The sequence below is a fragment of the Xanthomonas sp. NCPPB 1826 genome (assembly GCF_056725285.1).
In genome coordinates this window covers 3,949,258-3,967,311 of record NZ_CM161521.1, presented here as the reverse complement: position 1 = coordinate 3,967,311, position 18,054 = coordinate 3,949,258, and the positions used below count along the sequence as shown (strand labels likewise).

The following is an 18,054-nucleotide window of genomic DNA, read 5'->3' as shown; positions in this document are numbered from 1 at the left end:
TGCGTTTTGTCAGTCGCACTCGTTCCATGACATGCAAGGACTACGCGTTGATGCAAGGCAATCATTCTGGGGCGATGACGCGGCGGCAACTGCTGGCGCGCATCGGCATGACCGCTGGCGGCGCGATGATGTACCAGGCGATGAGCAGCCTGGGCATGGCAGCCGAATCAAATTTCAAAGGGCCGCTGCAACTGGATGGCGACCCGAAGGGCGCCTCGGTGCTGATTCTGGGGGCGGGGCTGGCCGGCATGGCTGCGGCCTTCGAACTGCGTAAAGCGGGGTACCGCGTGCAGGTGCTGGAGTACAACGACCGCCCCGGTGGGCGCAACTGGACGCTGCGCGGCGGCGACCGTTACACCGAACTCGGCGGGGCGACCCAGCATTGCCAGTTCGACGACGGGCTGTACCTCAATCCGGGGCCGTGGCGCATTCCGCATCACCACAAGGCGGTGCTGAGTTACTGCAAGCAATTCGGTGTGGCCCTAGAGGCGTTCAACCAGGTCAACTACAACGCGCTGTTGCACAGCCAGCAAGGCTTTGGCGGCAAACCGCAGCGCTTTCGCGCCATCGATGCCGATTACAAGGGCCATGTGTCCGAGCTGCTGGCCAAGTGCACCCAGCAGCAGGCGCTGGACAAGAGCGTGAGCCGCGAAGACCAGGAGGTGCTGTTGGAGTCCTTGCGGACCTGGGGCGCGCTCGACCACAAGTTCGGCTACGTCAAAGGCAAGGACAGCAGCGAGCGGCGCGGCTTTGCGCGATATCCCGGCGGCGGCCTGTCGGGCAAGCCGGAGTTCTCCGATCCCTTCAGCGTGCAGGATGTGTTGCGTTCGCGTCTGTGGACCACGCTGGCGGCCGGCAACAACTACGAAATGCAGACCACCATGTTCCAGCCGGTGGGCGGCATGGACCAGATCGGCAAGGCGTTCGCGAAGCAGCTTGGCGATGCCATCACCTACAACGCCAAGGTCACCAGGATCGATCAGGATGGCAACGGCGTGCGTGTGTCCTGGCAGGATGCCGCGCATGGCGGCGAAGAACGCATCGCCAGCGCCGATTGGTGCATCTGCACGATTCCGTTGTCGGTGCTCAGCCGCATCCCGGTCACCGCCGGCGACGCGATGACTACCGCGATCGGCCAGGTGCCGTACGCGGCATCGGTGAAGGTGGGCCTGCAATTCAAGCGCCGCTTCTGGGAAGAGGACGAGGCCATCTACGGCGGCATCAGCTACACCGATCTGCCGATCACTTTGATCAGCTATCCCAGCACCAACTATCACAGCCCCGGCAAGGGCGTGCTGCTCGGTGCCTACGTCTGGGGATTGGACGCCTACCAGTTCACCTCGATGCCCCCGGAGCAGCGCGTGCGCAAGGCGGTCGAATACGGCACGCAGCTGCATCCGCAATATCCACGCGAGTTCGAGAACGGCATTTCGGTCGGTTGGCACCGCGTGCCGTTCACGCATGGCTGTTTCGGCATGTGGAGCGAGCAGGCGCGTGCCGAACACTACACGCCGCTGTGCCAGATCGACGGGCGCCTGGCGCTGGCCGGTGAACACGTCTCCTATATTCCGGCCTGGCAGGAGGGCGCGATCTTGTCTGCGCACGATGTCGTCGGTCGTCTGCATCGCAAAGTGCTGGCCGGAGGAGGTCGCGCATGAGTCTGTTACCACGATTGGCCGCGGCCAGCTTCGTCGTTGCGATGGCTGCCTTGCTGGTGTCGCCGGGCGCATACGACGCGCGGGCGCAGAGTTCCGATGCCACCCAGCTGTTCCCGCAACAGGGCTTTGCCAAGGCCTCCGGCCAGGACGTCTACCAGGCGATCTGCCAGGGCTGCCACATGCCGGCCGGGCACGGCGCGCAAGGTGCCGGCGAATACCCCGCGCTTGCCGGCAATCCCAAGCTGGCCGCTGGACCCTACGTCACCATGATGGTGCTCGATGGCCACGCCGGCATGCCCGGCTTCGGCGAGATGCTCAACGACCGCCAGGTGGCCGAAGTGGTGAGTTATGTGCGCACGCACTTCGGCAACGACCACGCCGAGCGCGTCACCGTCGACGACGTCAAATTGCTGCGCCACTGATGCCCCCTTTCCCTCTCATGCAAGGAGTTGCCATGTCCCGTCCAGTGACAGCCGTTGTCACCGCTGCCCTGTTGTGGTCTGCGGGCCTCACCGCTGCGTACGCCGCCGAGGTGATCCGCCACAAGATCCCCAACAGCGATTTCCCCATCGCTGCCGCCGTGGAAATTCCCGCCGGCAAGGCCACCGTCTATGTCAGCGGCAAGGTGCCGGCGGTGGTGGATGCCAGTGCGCCCAAGGATTCGGCTGCCGCCTATGGCGACACCAAGGCGCAGACGGTGAGCGTGTTGAACCAGATCAAGCAGCAACTCGCAGCGCTCGGCTTGGGGATGGGCGATGTGGTGAAGATGCAGGTGTTTCTGGTCGGCGATCCGGCCATGGGCGGCAAGATGGATTTCAACGGATTTATGGAGGGTTACCGCCAGTTCTTCGGTACCAAGGAGCAGCCCAACCTGCCGGCACGCTCGGCCTTCCAGATCGCCGCGCTCGGCAATCCGCTGTATCGGGTGGAAATCGAAGTGGTCGCCGTTCGTCCCTGAATCCGTCCTGCTGGAGGTTGTCATGAATACTGCTCTTTCGCGCCGCATGTTTCTGCGCGACTCCGCGCTGTTTGCCGGCGCTGCCGGTGCGAGTGCGCTGCCGCTGCTGGCCAGCGCCGCCGAACGTTCTGCCGCCGTCGCGCCGACACCGGCTAGTGCGCTGTCGCCGGTGATGATCGGCTCCAACGAATTTCCCGATGGCCCGTCGGCGGCCGCGGTCAAGGCCATCGCGCAGATCGCACCGCAAGGCGGACGCTACCTGCGCGATGTGCAGATGGAGCTGATGGATACCCTGGCCGCCGAGCTCAAGCTGCCGGTCAATCACCTGATGGCCTACGCCGGCTCCACCGAGCCGCTGGACTACACGATGCTGGCGTTCACCTCGCCCAGCGCCGCGCTGGTCACCGCCGACCCCACCTACGAATCCGGTTGGCGCGCCGCCACCCGCAATGGCGCAAAACTGATCAAGGTGCCGTTGCGCAAGGATTTCTCGCACGATGTGCAGGCGATGTGCGCCGCCGACGCCAGCCCTGGCGTGATCTACATCTGCAATCCCAACAATCCCACCGGGTCGGTCACTGCGCGCAAGGATCTGGACTACGCATTGGCGCACAAGCCCAAGGGTAGCGTGCTGGTGGTGGACGAGGCCTATATCCACTTTGCGCAGAGCACCAGCAGCGTGGTCGACATGGTTGCCGCGGGCGAGGACGTGGTGGTGTTGCGTACCTTCTCCAAGCTTTACGGCATGGCCGGCATTCGCCTGGGCTATGCGGCCGCGCGCCCGGACCTGCTGGCCAAGCTGATGTTCTACAGCGTCAACAGCCTGCCGGTGACCGCCGCCGCCGCAGGCCTGGCCAGCCTGCGCGATCCCGCACTGGTGCCGCAGCGCCGCGCACGTACCGCGGCCACACGCAAGGACGTGATGGAATTTCTCGTCAAGCAGGGCTACGCCTGCACCGCCTCGGAGAGCAACTGCTTCATGGTCGATGTGAAGCGCCCGGCCGCCGGCTTCAAGGACGACATGGCCACCCATGGCGTGTTCATCGGGCGTAGCTGGCCGGTATGGCCGACCTGGTCGCGCATCACCGTCGGCACCGACGCGGAGATGGCACGCTTCAAGCAGGCCTTCGTGCAGGTGATCGCCGGCAAGCGCGGCCCGTTGCCGCTGCTGGACGCCACGGCCGCTGTGCATGATCCGATGGATGCTTTTTTCCGTTACGCATGAGGCGTTACTCTGGCACCACCGGCGCATGCGAACGCGCTGGTGTGGCCAGGCGCGCTGGGCGTCGCGCATCCCTTAACGCAGGAGTGTTCCCTTGAAAGTGTTTTCGACATTTGCCGTGCTTGGTCTGGTGCTGCTGGCGCCTTCGGCATGGGCGCGTACCTGCGCCGTCACCATCACCGGCAACGATCAGATGAAGTTCGACCAGAGCGCGATCAAGCTGGCGCCCGACTGCACGCAGGTGGACCTCACGCTCAAGCACTCCGGCAAGATGGCCGCCACGGTGATGGGGCACAACTGGGTGCTGACCAAGTCCGCCGACTTCCAGGCAGTGGCCAATGCCGGCATACGCTCCACCATTGCCGACAGCTATCTGCCCAAGGCCGACGCGCGCGTGATCGCGCATACCAAGGTGATCGGCGGCGGCGATAGCACCATGGTCAGCTTTCCCACCAGCAAGTTGAGCAAGGGCGGCGATTACACCTTCTTCTGCTCGTTCCCCGGCCACTGGGCGATGATGAAGGGCACGCTGAGTTTTGGTTGAGCTGTCACGTGCCGCAGGTGTGCGTGGCCGCGGCAGGAGTGAAGTGTGAGGGAGCTGGCACGCGGTCACGCCGCGTGCTCCAGGGCAATCGTGAGCGGAGCGGACGGCAGCGCCAACCAGCGTCGTGGATGCTGCTTCTAGTTTCGGCGTTGGCGCATCAGCGTCTTTCGCCGAACGCGATGTAGTCTGCGTTTTTAACGGGCTTTCCCGGTCAATCGGTTGGTCTACTCGTAGCTTGGCAAGGCGATGGCATTGGCGTCCCGTGCAAAATGGTTGTTGATGAACGACCTGAGTGCGGGCCGGCTGGCCAGGCGGATGGCATTGCGCAGCACTGCCAGGCCGAAGCGGGTATGCGGCCACAGCAGGCGCGGGACCAGCTTGGGAATGTTCTGCCCCTGTTTGACGAAGGGACGCATGATGCGTTCGTAGTGCGCGAAGGCGGTTGCCGGCGTCTCCGACCTGGCAAGCTCTCCGGCAAGGACGTAGGCACCCACGATCGCAAGCGTGGTGCCGATGCCGGACAGTGCGGTCGGGCACCATGCCGCATCGCCGGTCAGGACCACCCGACCGTTGGACCAGCGGTCCATGCGTACCTGGCGCAGCACATCGAAGTAGAAGTCGTCGATGTCCGTCATCGCATCCAGGATGCGCGGAAACTCCCAGCCTAGCGCGGAGAACTGCGCGTGAATGAAGGCGCGCTGCTGCGCCACGCTCCAGCCGTTCTCATGACCGGGTCGCTTCTGGATGCCGAGATAGACTCCCAACTTGCCGTCGCGTGCAGGTTTTACCACCGCTCCCCGACCACCCAGCGTGTTGTATTGCCGCGCATAGACGCCGTCACTGGCGATCTGCGGAATGCTGAAATAGGCAATCGTCAGGTCCATCCAGCGCGGCCGATTCTCTGCGGGGAAAACCAGCTCCCGGGTGTGCGAGCCGACGCCCTCGGCGATCACTACAAGTGCATAGGTTTCCTGATGGCCGCTGGCAAAGGTGACCTGGACGCCGCCGTCGTGCTGCTCAATGTGTTCGATGCTGTCACCGAAGCGAAAGCGCACTCCTTGCGCCGCTGCGGCCTCGTAGATGATCCGGGCAATATCGCCGCGGCGAATTTCCATCTCCGCGGTCGGGCCGCCGTCGGTGTCGGAGTGCGCCGCTTCGAAGCGGCCGACCACGTGATTGTCTTCGGTGACCCAGTCGGTGCCGCGCTCCCGGGTGCTGCGTTCGAGCAGCAGCGCCTCCAGGCCCATCCGGCGCAGCACGTCTCGCGCGGTGCCGCGCACGTCCACGTTCTGTCCGCCGTCGCGGAACGCCGGCGCGCGCTCCACGACTTCAACATCGCGGCCATACCTGGCAAGCCACCAGGCCGTGGTGGTGCCGGCAACGCTGGCGCCAGTGACAAGGATGCGAGCAGCCATGCCGTGACCTCCCGATAAAAATACATCATACATGATGTATTTTTATCGGCGGAAGCCAGCGCCGGCGCTGGCGGTCAGCCTGGCGACTTCTCCGCACTGCCGGGCGGAGACGCTGCGCGCAACAACCCACGTTGCAAGGCCTGCGCCAACGCGCTTTCGCGGCTGCGTGCATCGAGCTTGCGATAGAGGTTCTTCAAGTGGAACTTGACCGTGTTTTCCGACAGGTGCAGGCAGCGCGCGATCTGCTTGTTGGAATACCCGCGTGCCAGTTGCGCGAGCACTTCCAGCTCGCGCTCGCTGAAGATGTCGCCGGCCGGGTCCTCGTCGCCGCTGAGGCGTTCAAGCAGGGCCTGGATGGTGAGTGCGCGGGTGGTGCCGCCGACGGTCTGCGGGTCGTGTTGACGCAGCGAGCGCAGCATTGCCTTGGCCGGCAAGCCGAGTTCGACGATCGCCTGCCAGCTTTGCGTCAGCGCCACATGATCGAGCGCGCTGTACAGATGCGGCAGCGCTGCGGCCAGTTCGCCACGCTGCTGCAGCACCAGTGCGATGCGTGCGCGGGTGCGCGCGAGGTGGCACAGGTTGTCATTGGCCAGGCAGGCCTGTTCGATCTGGCCCAGGATGGTCAGCGCGGCACTGCTGCGTCCGGCCAGCCGGTGCCAGCGTGCCAGCGCAAAGCCCATCGCCGCACGATCGCGCCAGCGGTGGGGCGAGCGCAGCGTATGCGCCAAGCCGGATTCGCCGCCGGTACGGGCGATCACCACATCGATGGCGGCATTGCCCGGATGTTCCAGCAACAGCATCAAGCGCCATGCTGCCGCCAGCTCCGACAGGCGCGTCAGCTTGCGCCCGTGCGCGATCTGTTCGACGTGTTCGAGCAGCGCCAGTGCACTGCGCCCGCTGTGGTCGCGCACACGCTCCAGTCCCAGCGCGGTGCCGTAGGCGGAAGCCAGCACGTCCATGCCGCCGTCGTGCTGTTCCAGCAGTTCCAGCGCCGGATGCAGCAGGTCGGCCGCATCGTCGTGGTGGCCGCGTTCGTAATGCAGTTGCGCGAGCAGGCACTGGCCGGCGGCCTCCAGCACGCGATCCAGTTGCGGGGTGCGCGCGCACCAGTTCAGGGCCTGCCGGTAACAGGCTTCGGCGTCGCCGAGTTGCCCGCGGTAGAAAAAGCTCTGGCCCAATGCCAGCAACGCTTGGCTTGCGCCCGGTTCGCTGCCACCGCGCTGCATCGCGTCGCGTGCGTTCAGGGCGTAGCGTTCGGCCAATGCAAAGGCGCCCTGCGCAATGGCGGTGGTGGCGCAGATGCATAGCAGCATGCCGCGGCCCAGATGATCGTCCTCGTCCAGCGCGGATGCCTGCGCGGCGATCTGGGTCAGGCCATGTGGATTGCCGCAGATTTCGTCGAGGCGATCGCGCAACAGCGCCACCACCACCGTGTAGTCGCGCTGCAAGGGCTCACGCAGCGCCGCTGGAAAGTCGCGGAAGCGTTCCAGCAGCAGGCGCGCATGGCTGAACTCGCCGAGCCTTGCATGCAGATGCGCCTGGGTGAGATTCAGCGCCGGGGTGTCGCGGATGGTGCGGTGTTCGAAATGCCGGAGCAATGCGCGCACCTCGTGTGTGCCGTGTGTCAGCACCAGTTGCCAGGTGCCGGCGCGCGCGATGTAGCTGGCGGCCAGGTCGCCGCACTCGGCGCGCGATGCGTGCCGCACTGCTTCGGCCAGATGCTGGTGCTCGCCAAACCAGCGTGCGGCCCGTTGATGCAGGTGCGTGGCCTGGCCGGGATGTTCGCGATCGAGCAGTTGCTGCAGGAAGTCGGCAAACAAGGGGTGATAGCGGAACCATTCGCGCTCGCCATCCATGGGCACCAGCAGGCCGTGGAAATGTTCCAGCCGCGCCAGCAGCCGGCCGCTGTCGTCGCGCTGGCGCACCGCATCGGCCAGCGCTGCGTTGACGCGCTCCAATGGACTGGTTCGCAACAGCAGGTCGCGCGTATCGGCATCCAGGTCGTTGACCACCTGTTCGGCCAGGTACGCGGCAATCTGCGCGCTGCGGCCGGAGAAACGCGCGGCCACCTCCTGTTGACGTTGCGCGCCGCCCTCCAGCCACAGGCGCGCAAGATGCAGCGCCACCGGCCAGCCTTCGGTGTAGCGCAGCAATTCGTCCACCACCGGCGCAGGCACTTGGGGCCCTAGTAGTGCCTGCGCCTCGTGCTCGTCCAGCGCCAGTTGCGCACTGCCGAGACGGCTGAGCTGCGCCTGCAGGTCCAGCCGCGCCAACGGCAGTGCCGGCACGCGCCGGGTGGCCAGCAGCAGGTGCAGGCGTCCGCCGCCGTGTTCGACCAGCCGCAGCACCAGCTCGTCGACGATGCCGCTGCCGAGCCGGTCGTAATCGTCGAGAATCACGCTGATGCGCCGTGGCGCCGTGCGCAGCGCGCGGATCAGCACCGTCACCGCCTCGCGCGGATCCTGGTCGCGGTTGTGCAGCACCGCCGCGCATAGCGCCGGATCGGCACCTGCGTGCTGGATCGCCAACGCCAGATGGCCAAGGAAGCGCGCGGCATCGGCGTCTTCTTCGTCCAGCGACAGCCAGGCCACGGCCGCGTGCTCGCGTGCGCGCAGCTGCGCATGCCACTGCGCCAGCAACGTGGTCTTGCCGAATCCGGGCGGTGCCAGCAGCAGGGTGAGCGGCCGGGCCTGGGCCTGATCCAGCGCTGCCAGCAAGGCGCCGCGCACCACCGCACCGGTACGCGGCAGCGGCGGCTCCAGCTTGCTGGCAAGCAGCCAATCGGGAAGGGCGGAATCGCGCGACGGTGAGGGGCGCGGTGTGAGCAACGCAACAGGCTTGAGCATGAGGCGAGGGCGGCCCTGGCAAGCGTCGGCAGCGCGCCGGCTCGACACGCTGCAGATCGTGATGAAACAGCGGCGATGCAGATCGCGTCACCGTGACCGGCGACAACGTCATATCGGCTGCTTCGAGGGTCCCCACCCATGCCCATCCGTGGACACCTTTCAGAAAGGTATGACAGCCACAAGACAAAAGCAAAGCTTGTCGTTGCGGCGTCGCCTGAATGGCGCAAGCGATGGCGCAGGGTGCGTGCAAGCGCCAGGCAGCGGCCGAGTCCATCCGGACACCATGGAGCCGGACGCAATGCCGGCGCCGCGCCTGTTCAGCGTCGGCACGGACTCAAGATACACATCAGGCATCACCGACGGCGCCAGCCTTGCGGCCAGCGCCATCGGAGAGCGTCGCGAGGCACGCGATCACGCCTGGCTTTCAACGCCACACAAGGTCAGCGTGTCCGTGCCAGCTCCCAGACAAGACGGCGTCCGAAGACGCCTCAGTGCGCCACTTCCGCAAACGCCTCGCGCGCGGCGGCCAGTGTGGCCTCGATCACTGCCGCGTCGTGCGCGCTGGACATGAAGCCGGCCTCGTACGCCGACGGCGCCAGATACACGCCCCGCTGCAGCATCGCGTGGAAGAAACGGTTGAAGGTGGTGATGTCGCAGGCAGTGGCCTGCGCGTAGCTCTCCACGATCTCGTCGGTGAAGAACAGCCCGAACATGCCGCCGACCTGATTGGTGGTGACGGAAATGCCGGCCGCGCGCGCGGCATCTTCCAGTCCTTCGCACAATACGCTGGTGGCCTCGCTCAGGCGGGCGTGGAAGCCGGGCTCCTGCACCAGTTCCAGCATCGCCAGACCGGCCGCCATCGCCACCGGGTTACCCGACAAGGTGCCGGCCTGGTAGATCGGGCCGGCCGGAGCGATCTGCTCCATCAAGTCGCGCCGGCCGCCGTATGCGCCCACCGGCATACCGCCGCCGATGATCTTGCCGAAGGTGCTCAGGTCCGGCGTGACCCCGTAATGCGCCTGCGCGCCACCGAGCGCGACGCGGAAACCGGTCATCACCTCGTCGAAGATCAGCAGTGCGCCATGCCGGGTGCACAGCGTGCGCAGATGCTGCAGGTAGCCGGCCTGCGGGGGGATGCAGTTGGCGTTGCCGACCACCGGTTCGATGATCACCGCCGCCACGTCGGCGCCGATCTCGTCGAACAGGGCGGTGGCGCCTTCGAAGTCGTTGAAACTGAGGGTGGCGGTCAGCTCGCTCAGCCCGGACGGCACGCCCGGCGAGGTCGGCACGCCCAGGGTCAGCATGCCGCTGCCGGCCTTGACCAGGAACGAGTCGCCATGGCCGTGATAGCAGCCTTCGAACTTGATGATGCGGTTGCGCCCGGTGGCGCCGCGCGCCAGGCGCACCGCCGACAGCGTGGCTTCGGTACCCGAATTGACCATGCGCACCATCTCGCAGGACGGCACCAGCCGGTGGATCGTCTCGGCCATGGTGACTTCGGCCGCACACGGCGCACCGAACGACAGGCCGTCGCGGATCGCGCGCTCCACCGCTTCGCGTACTGCCGGGTGATTGTGGCCGGCAATCATCGGCCCCCACGAGCCCACGTAGTCGATGTAGCGGTTGTCGTCCACGTCATACAGATACGGGCCATCGGCGCGCGCCACGAAGAACGGCTCGCCGCCGACCGACTTGAATGCACGCACCGGTGAGTTGACGCCGCCGGGCAGCAGCGTCTGCGCCTGGGCGAACAGGGCGTGGGAGCGGGTGTGGTTCATGCGCGCAGATCCTTGAGTGGTACCGAGTGGGGGCGGCGCGACCCGACTGCGGGCAGCGCACTCGCCATTGTCAGGCTTGCGGCCCCCGTCCGCCTACCCACCAGGTGCCTGCCTACCCGTCGGAGCGCGCGGGTATGGCAACCCGGCTGCCTATGATCGAACGGGACGGTATCGACGGTTTGGCATGAGCAGATGACCCGCGGTCATTGGCCTCCTGCGGCGGATGTTCAGAGAGTGTGATTCCGGTAGCCATTGGCGCCGTTCATTTTTGTCGCGTTGCCGACAGTTCCAGACTTGGGGGAGACAGCATGAACCGTAGTATCCAGAAGCGTGCCTTGGCGTTGGCGCTGGTCGTGGCCATGGGGAGCGTCCACGCGCAGTCCACCAGCGGCAGCATCGTCGGCAGCGTGGGGCAGAGCAGCGGCACCAGCGTGCTGGTGGAAAACAACAGCGGATTCAGCCGCGAAGTACCGGTGGATGCGCGCGGCCGTTACACCGCCGGCAATCTGCCGCTGGGCACCTACAAGGTCACCGTCAAGCGCGACGGCGCGGTGGTGGAGACGCGCGAGAACGTCGCGATCACCGTCGGTGCCAACACCGACGTCTCGTTCGCTGCCGCGTCGGGGAGCGGCATGCAGACCCTGGACAGCGTGACCGTCACCGCCGCAGGCCTGACCACCATCGACGTCAGCAGCGTGGACACCCGCACCGTGGTCACCGCCGAGCAGTTGCAGCAGCTGCCGCTGGGCCGCACTGCCGAAGCGATCGCGCTGCTGGCGCCGGGCGTGGTGGTCAACAGCGGCGGTTTCGACAATGGCCCGCTCGGCGGCTCGCTGCCCAGCTTCGGCGGCTCGGCCGCCAGCGAAAACGCCTATTACCTCAACGGTTTCAACACCACCACCATCAGCAACAACCTGGGCGGCCTGACCCTGCCGTACGGCGCCATCGACCAGCAGGAAATCTTCACCGGCGGCTACGGCGCGCAGTACGGCCGCGCCAATGGCGGCGTGATCAACCAGATCGGCAAGCGCGGCACCAATGAGTGGAAGTTTGGCGCGGCGGTGATCTGGGAGCCGAACGGCCTCAAGGCCAACCAGCGCGACATTTACTGGCGCCCGGACAGCCAGGGCAGCACGATCAACAATGCCGCCTACCGCTACGCGCGCTCGGCCAATGGCCTGTATCAGCCGGCGAGCGAGGCCGAAGCCAACCAGACCACCTACAGCGCCTATGTCGGCGGGCCGATCATCCAGGACAAGCTGTTCTTCTTCCTGGCCGCCGAACAGGTGGATTCGGACGGCGTACGCGTCGGCACCAATCGCGACACCGACAACGGCCGCACCGGTGGTCTGACCGATTACGACTACAAGCAGAAGCGCTGGTACGCCAAGGTGGACTGGAACATCACCGACAACCACCTGATCGAGGTGACCGGCGCCAGCGACGAGGCAGAGACCAACGGGTCGATCTACCGCTACGACTACGTCAATCGCCAGCGTGGCAGCTATTTCACCGACGAGTCCACCTGGAAGACCGGCCCGACCCTGTTCACCGGCAAGTACACCGGCTACCTCAGCGACAACCTCACCGTAACCGCGCTGTACGGCAAAATGAAAACGCCCGACGAGCTGACACCCTTCAACTACAACGCAGCCGGCGGGCCGGTCATCAACAGTGCCGCGCTGCAGAATCCGGCCTACACCGGCGGCACACCGCGCATCGGCAATCAGCTGGTCACCTCGGTCAGTTCACCGGATCGCGAATACAAGAAAGACAATCAGCGCCTGAATCTGGAATGGCGCATCGGCCACCACACGCTCAACTTCGGTATCGACAACCAGAAGTCCGAGGGTATCGATGTGGGCTCGGTGCTGTCCGGCCCGGGCTTTGCGTGGACCTACGGCCAGACCAACGATCCCAACGGCCTGCGGACGGGCGGGCTGGTCAGCCAGTCGGCCAACGAAGCAGGCGGCATCGGCGCGCCGAGCCCGGGCCTGGTCGATCCGGTCAACGGGTCCAGCGGCTATTACGTGGTGCGCAACATCAACACCAGCCTGTATTCCTACGAGGCCAAGCAACGCGCCTATTACATCGAAGACAAATGGCAGGTCACCGACAACCTGCTGCTGAGCATCGGCCTGCGCAAGGACGAGTTCACCAACTACACCCCGTTCGGCGATCCCTACATCGAAGTGGATAATGCCTGGGCGCCGCGCCTTGGCTTCAGCTGGGACGTCAATGGCGATTCCAGCCTGAAGGTGTTCGGCAGCGTGGGTCGTTATTACCTCGGCCTGCCGTTGTCGGCAGTGAGCCTGTTCACCCCGGCCACCACCACCGATACCTACTTCACCTACAGCGGCATCAACGCCGATGGTACGCCTATTCTTGCGCAGCAGCTGGGGTCGGCCGTGTCGGCCAACTCGCGTTTCGGCCGCATCGCCGACGTGCGCACCGCGGTGGTCAAGGACATCGAGGGCGAGAACCAGGACGAAGTCATCCTCGGCTTCACCAAGCAGCTGGACACCGGCTGGGTGCTGGGCGTGCGCGGCACGCACCGCCGCCTCAATGCGGGGATCGACGATCAGAACTACGACGTCTCCAATACGGCGTTGATCGCCGCTGCGGCCGCGCAGGGCGTGACCATCGACTTCTCGCAGGTTGCCGGTGCATCGCTGATCAATCCGGGCCAGACCAACACCTGGGGCGTGATCGGCACTGATGGCCAGTTCCATGAAGTGTCGGTGAGCCGCGAGGCGGCCGGCTTCCCGAAGTTCAAGCGCAATTACTCGGCGGTCGAATTCAATCTGGAACGTCCGTTCGACGGCAAGTGGTACGCCAAGGTCAACTACGTGTGGTCGCATAGTTACGGCACCACCGAAGGTCAGGTGCGTTCGGACCTGTGGCGCACCGGCGGCGCTTTGGGCAGCTACCAGGGCCAGGCCTCGGTTTCCACTACGCAGAGCTGGGACCACGCGGCGCTGATGGAACACTTCAACGGCGATCAATCCAACGATCACCGTCATCAGCTCAAGCTGTTCGGTTTCTACCAGTTCACTCCGCAATGGGGTGCGTCGGCGAACTTCAGCCTGATCTCGGGCGCGCCGCACAATTGCCTGGGCAACTACTACGGCGACAACTACACCGGCACCGACCCCGCCGGCTACGGCGGCAGCGCGATCACCGGCGGTCCTTACCACTACTGCTACAACCCGGAGACCGGCACCGGCGTGGCGTCGCCTCCTGGCTCGCAGGGGCGGCTGGGCTGGATCGCGCAGCTCGACATGGGCGTGACCTACAAGCCGGCATTCGCCGCCGGCAAGCTGGCACTGCGCTTTGACGTGTTCAACATCACCAACGAGCAGACCGCAACCAACATCTACCCGTTCTCGCAGTTGCCCGACAACACCACCAATCCGCTCTGGGATCAGGTCGTGGCCTACCAGGCACCGCGCTCGGGCCGGGTGACATTGAGCTACGACTTCTAATCGCGGCAGGCGATAAGGTCGGTCCCGGCAGCGACGCGTGATGGCACGCGTCGCTGCCCTGTTATCTGTACGTCACGCCGCCCTTCGTATGCGCTGTTGGAGGATTGGTCGTGCGCATAGATCGGTTGTAGAGCGGTTGATCTGCAGTTTGGTTGCGGGGCCCTTGCCCGCCCACCATCGCAGGACACGCCGCAAGTACGTCCCTGTAGGCTCTTACGCGGCATCCATGCCGCGTAAGGTCCCGCGACGGTGAGCGGGCAAGGACCTGTCGAGATAGTGGGTGTGCATGGTTTTGGATAAAGTAACCGACTGACTTTCTGGTGGGTGTCCTCGTCGCGCCCTCTACGCTGTGAGTTTGCTGCGGGGCCCTTGCCCGCCCACCATCGCAGGACACGCCGCAAGTACGTCCTTGTAGGCTCTTACGCGGCATCCATGCCGCGTAAGGTCCCGCGACGGTGAGCGGGCAAGGACCCGTCGAGATGGTCGGTGTGCGTGGTTGCAAGCAGGGCATGGCGTGCGCTGGTCGAATCACTATGCGTCAACCAGCTTCCCGCCACCTTCCTATCGCAAGCCGGGCAGTGGACAGGCTTTCAACACGCGATCTGCAAACGTCTCATCTGCCACCGTAAGCCGTGCAACAAGCTCTCAAGAAAACAGCCGGCAAATTTCCTGGTGCGGTGTCCTTGCCGATTGCGGGACCCTTGGCGGCATGGATGCCGCCAAGCAGCCTCCACGGACGGATTCACCGCGTGTCCCGCGAGCGGTGAGGGCAATGCGTCCTCGACCCAACGAGCTTTTGACTGCATCCAATAAACAACGCTTCGACTCGAGTCTCGGTCTCTTGCGTCTTCGCTTGCGCGTGTCACGGGTAACTTCTGTCGTCTGCTAGCCACGCCTAGCGTGCAAACCCGGCCCGATATGCCTGTACTGCTGCGAGCGGGTCCTGCGCGGCGTACACGCCGCTGACCACTGCAATCAACTCGGCACCTGCAGCCACCAAGCCGGGCACCTGCGCAGCCGCGATGCCACCGATCGCCACGCGTGGCACTCCTAGCGCTGCGGCTTGTTGCAGCAACGCCGGCGTGGCGCGACGTGTCGTCACCTTGGTGGTGGTCGGGAAGAACGCGCCGAAGGCCACGTAGTTGGCACCGGCCGCGACCGCTGCGCGCGCGCGCGCGATCTCGTCGTAGCACGACACCCCGATGATGGCCTGTTCGCCCAATAGCTCGCGCGCCGCGGCCGCCTCGCCATCGTCTTCGCCCAGGTGCACGCCCTGCGCGCCCACCTGTCGTGCCAGCTGTGCATCGTCGTTGATGATCAACGGCACGCCGTGCGCAGCGCACGCCTCGCGCAGCGCGCTGGCCTGCTCCAGGCGCAGCGGCGCGGTGGCCTGCTTGTTACGGTACTGCAGCCAGGTGACAGCGGGCAGCAGCGGCAAGGTGCGCGCGATCAGGCGTGCGGTGTCGGGTTCGTCGGGCGTGATGAGGTAGACGCCGCGGGCGTTGTGCAGGTCGGGCATGGCAGCGCTTCCGGAAGCGGTGGGTGGGATGGGACAATGCAGCCCCACCGTTGCGTGACCGCGATTATCCGATGAGCGAGACATCCACGACCACCTACCGCACCTGGATGTGCGTCGTCTGCGGGTTTCTCTACCACGAGGCCGACGGCATCCCCGAAGAGGGTATCGCCCCGGGCACTGCCTGGCAAGACGTTCCCGACACCTGGACCTGCCCGGATTGCGGCGTGACCAAGGACGACTTCGAGATGGTCGAGATCGACTGAGGTCCTGGCTGGGTCGCTGCGTTTTTCGCGCCCCAACATCGCCGGCACACGGTCGCATGGCGCCGGCGAGGGCCTCGCGGTCTGTGTTTTCAGTGCGCGCGCGCGCGCTGACTGTTCAGCTCGACCAGATGCTCATGCAGATTGGTCGCATCCTGCGCACTGGGGTTGAGCTGCAGATAGCGCGACAGATCGTGGCGTGCGCCGTTGCGGTGGCCCAGATGCAGATAGGCCATGCCGCGATCGCGTAGTGCCTCGGGCTGGTCCGGCACCAGCTTCAGGATGCGGTCGGCACTGCGCGCGGCGCGGTCCCAGTGCTCGGCATCGGCGTAGACGCCGTGCAGATTGCGCAGGATGCGGATCAGGATCGCGCGATGCGGTGCGGGGTCGAGAATCTGCGCCAGGGCGCGGTCGTCGGGAATCTCGCCACCCAGGTGTGGACGCGCGCGCTCGCGCAGCTCGTCCACGCCCAGCGGGCGGCCGCCGTTGAACGGGTCCATGACCAGCACGCCGTCGTCCACCGGCAAACGCACCAGGAAATGCCCGGGAAACGACACGCCCGCCAGCGGAATGCCCAGCCGGCGCGCCACTTCGATCTGCACCATCGCCAGCGAGATCGGGTTGCCCAGCCGGCGCTCGAAGACCTGGTTGAGGTAGCTGTTGCGCGGGTCGTAGTACTCGTCGTGATTGCCCGAATAGCCCAGCTCGTCGAACAGGTAGCGATTGACTGCGGCCATCTTCAGCGGCCACAGGTCGATCGCCTCCACCTCGCGGCGCAGATGCTCGACGTGGCTTTGCACCAGCGTGTCGTACAGCTCGGCGTCCAGCTGCGGATACTCGTCGCGCGCAATCAGCAGCGCGGTGGACATCAACGGCACTGCGTCGTCGTCCAGGCTGGCGAGCGCAGTCCAATGGGGAAGTGGGAGCATGTCGACCATGTTGCCAAGAGTGTCGGCAAGCGGCGCGTGGTTCAAGTCCGGTACTTCCTGACAGGAAGGGCCTGTCGCGTGAGATTTACTTGAGCTTTGGGACATCCGGGCTCAGGGTCAGGCTGGCGCCGTCCTGCAGGTTGAGCCTGGCGGCCTGGCCGGCATTGAGTTCCAGCACGTAACGGGCCGGGCGCTTGCTGGGGTAGGGCGGGCAGGCGTCGCCGGCCGAACACGGCGGCACGTCGCGCTGCTGCGAGACCAGCCGGCGCTCATTGTCGAAATACAGGATATCCAGCGCGATCTTGGTGTTCTTCATCCAGTACGCCAGCGGCTCCTGGCGGTCGTGGACGAACAGCATGCCGTGATCGTCGGCCATGGCATCGCGAAACATCAGGCCTTTGGCGCGGTCGGCATCGTTCTGCGCCAGCTCCACCTGGTAGCGCGTGCCGGCCAGTTCCACCCATGTGCCGCCGCCGCTGGCGCAGCCGCTGAGCAGGATCAACAACGCAAGGGCGAGGAGGCAAAGACGGCGCATGCGGCATACCAGTGGGCGGGGATGCCGCACCATCTGCCAAGCGGCCGCGTGCGTCAAGCCGCTGTGGTGCGTCGTACCGTCATCGCAGGTGACAGGAGTCCGGCCCACGGTCGCTTCGCAACGCGGGCCGCAACTGCGTATGCGCGTGCTTGCACGCGATCGCTCAGATCACCCGCGGCGGCTCGCCACCGACGATCACCACATCGGCCGGGCGACGCGCGAACAGGCCCACGCAGACCACGCCAGGAATCTGGTTCAAGCTGCGCTCCAGCGCCACCGGGTCGGTGATCTGCAGGTTGTGCACGTCCAGCACCACGTTGCCGTTGTCGGTGACCACGCCATCGCGCCATACCGGCTGACCGCCGGTGAGCGCCAGGATCTGGCGGGCCACCAGGCTGCGCGCCATCGGAATCACTTCCACCGGCAGCGGGAACTTGCCCAGCACCGGCACCTGCTTGCTAGGGTCGACGATGCAGATGAAGCGCTCGCTGGCCTCGGCAATGATCTTCTCGCGCGTCAACGCGGCGCCGCCGCCCTTGATCAGGCAACGGTTCGGGTCGCACTCGTCGGCGCCATCCACATACAGCGACAGATTGCCGGTGTGGTTGAGATCCAGCACCTCGATGCCGTGGCGCCTGAGCTGCGCGCTGCTCTGCTCGGAGCTGGACACCGCCCCCTTGATGCGGTGGCTGATGCGGCCCAAGGCATCGATGAAGTAGGCCACCGTCGAACCGGTACCGACCCCGACGATCATGCCGTCTTCCACGTAATCGATCGCTTTTTCGGCGGCCAGGCGTTTTGCTTCGGACATTTGGGGGCTCGGGATTGGGGAATCGGGAATCGGGAATCGGGAATCGCAAGAGCGGCTGGGCTGAGCCGGGATTTACAAATCGCAAATCCCGAAT

Annotated in this window: 14 protein-coding genes; 7 read left to right on the top strand and 7 right to left on the bottom strand. The window is 65.6% G+C overall.

Annotated elements, in window-relative coordinates:
- The first annotated feature begins 50 nt into the window (after positions 1-50).
- The 5 genes from AC1PLA_RS16700 to azu all read left to right on the top strand — a co-directional run bounded on the left by AC1PLA_RS16700 (position 51) and on the right by azu (position 4,382).
- Complete coding sequence (locus tag AC1PLA_RS16700) at positions 51-1,658, top strand: flavin monoamine oxidase family protein (RefSeq protein WP_024938097.1); 1,608 nt, start codon at positions 51-53, stop codon at positions 1,656-1,658.
- Entirely contained in the window at positions 1,655-2,080 is a 426-nt protein-coding gene (locus tag AC1PLA_RS16695) for a c-type cytochrome (protein ID WP_481104973.1), read from the top strand. The genes AC1PLA_RS16700 and AC1PLA_RS16695 overlap by 4 nt, the downstream gene beginning before the upstream one ends.
- Before the next feature lie 32 nt (positions 2,081-2,112).
- The gene (locus tag AC1PLA_RS16690; RefSeq protein ID WP_481104972.1) at positions 2,113-2,616 is read left to right on the top strand and encodes a RidA family protein; all 504 of its coding nucleotides are present in this window, start codon (positions 2,113-2,115) and stop codon (positions 2,614-2,616) included.
- Between the two features lie 22 nt (positions 2,617-2,638).
- A complete protein-coding gene (locus AC1PLA_RS16685; protein ID WP_481104971.1) occupies positions 2,639-3,841 on the top strand; it encodes a pyridoxal phosphate-dependent aminotransferase in 1,203 nt (400 codons plus the stop codon).
- 91 nt (positions 3,842-3,932) lie between these two features.
- A complete protein-coding gene (gene azu, locus AC1PLA_RS16680) occupies positions 3,933-4,382 on the top strand; it encodes an azurin (RefSeq protein WP_481104970.1) in 450 nt (149 codons plus the stop codon).
- A gap of 224 nt (positions 4,383-4,606) precedes the next feature.
- Here azu and AC1PLA_RS16675 read toward each other — a convergent pair whose 3' ends face one another.
- From AC1PLA_RS16675 to hemL, 3 genes are all read right to left on the bottom strand, one after another.
- A complete protein-coding gene (locus tag AC1PLA_RS16675) occupies positions 4,607-5,797 on the bottom strand; it encodes an FAD-dependent monooxygenase (RefSeq protein ID WP_481104969.1) in 1,191 nt (396 codons plus the stop codon).
- Positions 5,798-5,871: 74 nt separating this feature from the next.
- A complete protein-coding gene (locus tag AC1PLA_RS16670; RefSeq protein WP_481104968.1) occupies positions 5,872-8,643 on the bottom strand; it encodes a winged helix-turn-helix domain-containing protein in 2,772 nt (923 codons plus the stop codon).
- A 488-nt stretch (positions 8,644-9,131) separates the two neighbouring features.
- Complete coding sequence (gene hemL, locus AC1PLA_RS16665; protein WP_349783066.1) at positions 9,132-10,421, bottom strand: glutamate-1-semialdehyde 2,1-aminomutase; 1,290 nt, start codon at positions 10,419-10,421, stop codon at positions 9,132-9,134.
- A gap of 308 nt (positions 10,422-10,729) precedes the next feature.
- Here hemL and AC1PLA_RS16660 point away from each other — a divergent pair, with 308 nt between their 5' ends.
- A complete protein-coding gene (locus AC1PLA_RS16660; RefSeq protein WP_481104967.1) occupies positions 10,730-13,906 on the top strand; it encodes a TonB-dependent receptor in 3,177 nt (1,058 codons plus the stop codon).
- A gap of 895 nt (positions 13,907-14,801) precedes the next feature.
- Here the strand turns inward: AC1PLA_RS16660 and thiE are convergent.
- A complete protein-coding gene (gene thiE / locus AC1PLA_RS16655; RefSeq protein ID WP_481104966.1) occupies positions 14,802-15,425 on the bottom strand; it encodes a thiamine phosphate synthase in 624 nt (207 codons plus the stop codon).
- Between the two features lie 23 nt (positions 15,426-15,448).
- Here thiE and AC1PLA_RS16650 point away from each other — a divergent pair, with 23 nt between their 5' ends.
- Complete coding sequence (locus tag AC1PLA_RS16650) at positions 15,449-15,688, top strand: rubredoxin (RefSeq protein ID WP_024938106.1); 240 nt, start codon at positions 15,449-15,451, stop codon at positions 15,686-15,688.
- Between the two features lie 89 nt (positions 15,689-15,777).
- On the opposite strand, the gene AC1PLA_RS16645 is transcribed toward AC1PLA_RS16650, so the two are convergent.
- The 3 genes from AC1PLA_RS16645 to rpiA form a co-directional block, all read right to left on the bottom strand.
- Complete coding sequence (locus tag AC1PLA_RS16645) at positions 15,778-16,659, bottom strand: SirB1 family protein (protein WP_039519192.1); 882 nt, start codon at positions 16,657-16,659, stop codon at positions 15,778-15,780.
- A gap of 40 nt (positions 16,660-16,699) precedes the next feature.
- Entirely contained in the window at positions 16,700-17,149 is a 450-nt protein-coding gene (locus AC1PLA_RS16640) for a DUF192 domain-containing protein (RefSeq protein WP_481104965.1), read from the bottom strand.
- A 163-nt stretch (positions 17,150-17,312) separates the two neighbouring features.
- The gene (gene rpiA / locus AC1PLA_RS16635; protein ID WP_016903557.1) at positions 17,313-17,960 is read right to left on the bottom strand and encodes a ribose-5-phosphate isomerase RpiA; all 648 of its coding nucleotides are present in this window, start codon (positions 17,958-17,960) and stop codon (positions 17,313-17,315) included.
- Positions 17,961-18,054: the final 94 nt, after the last annotated feature.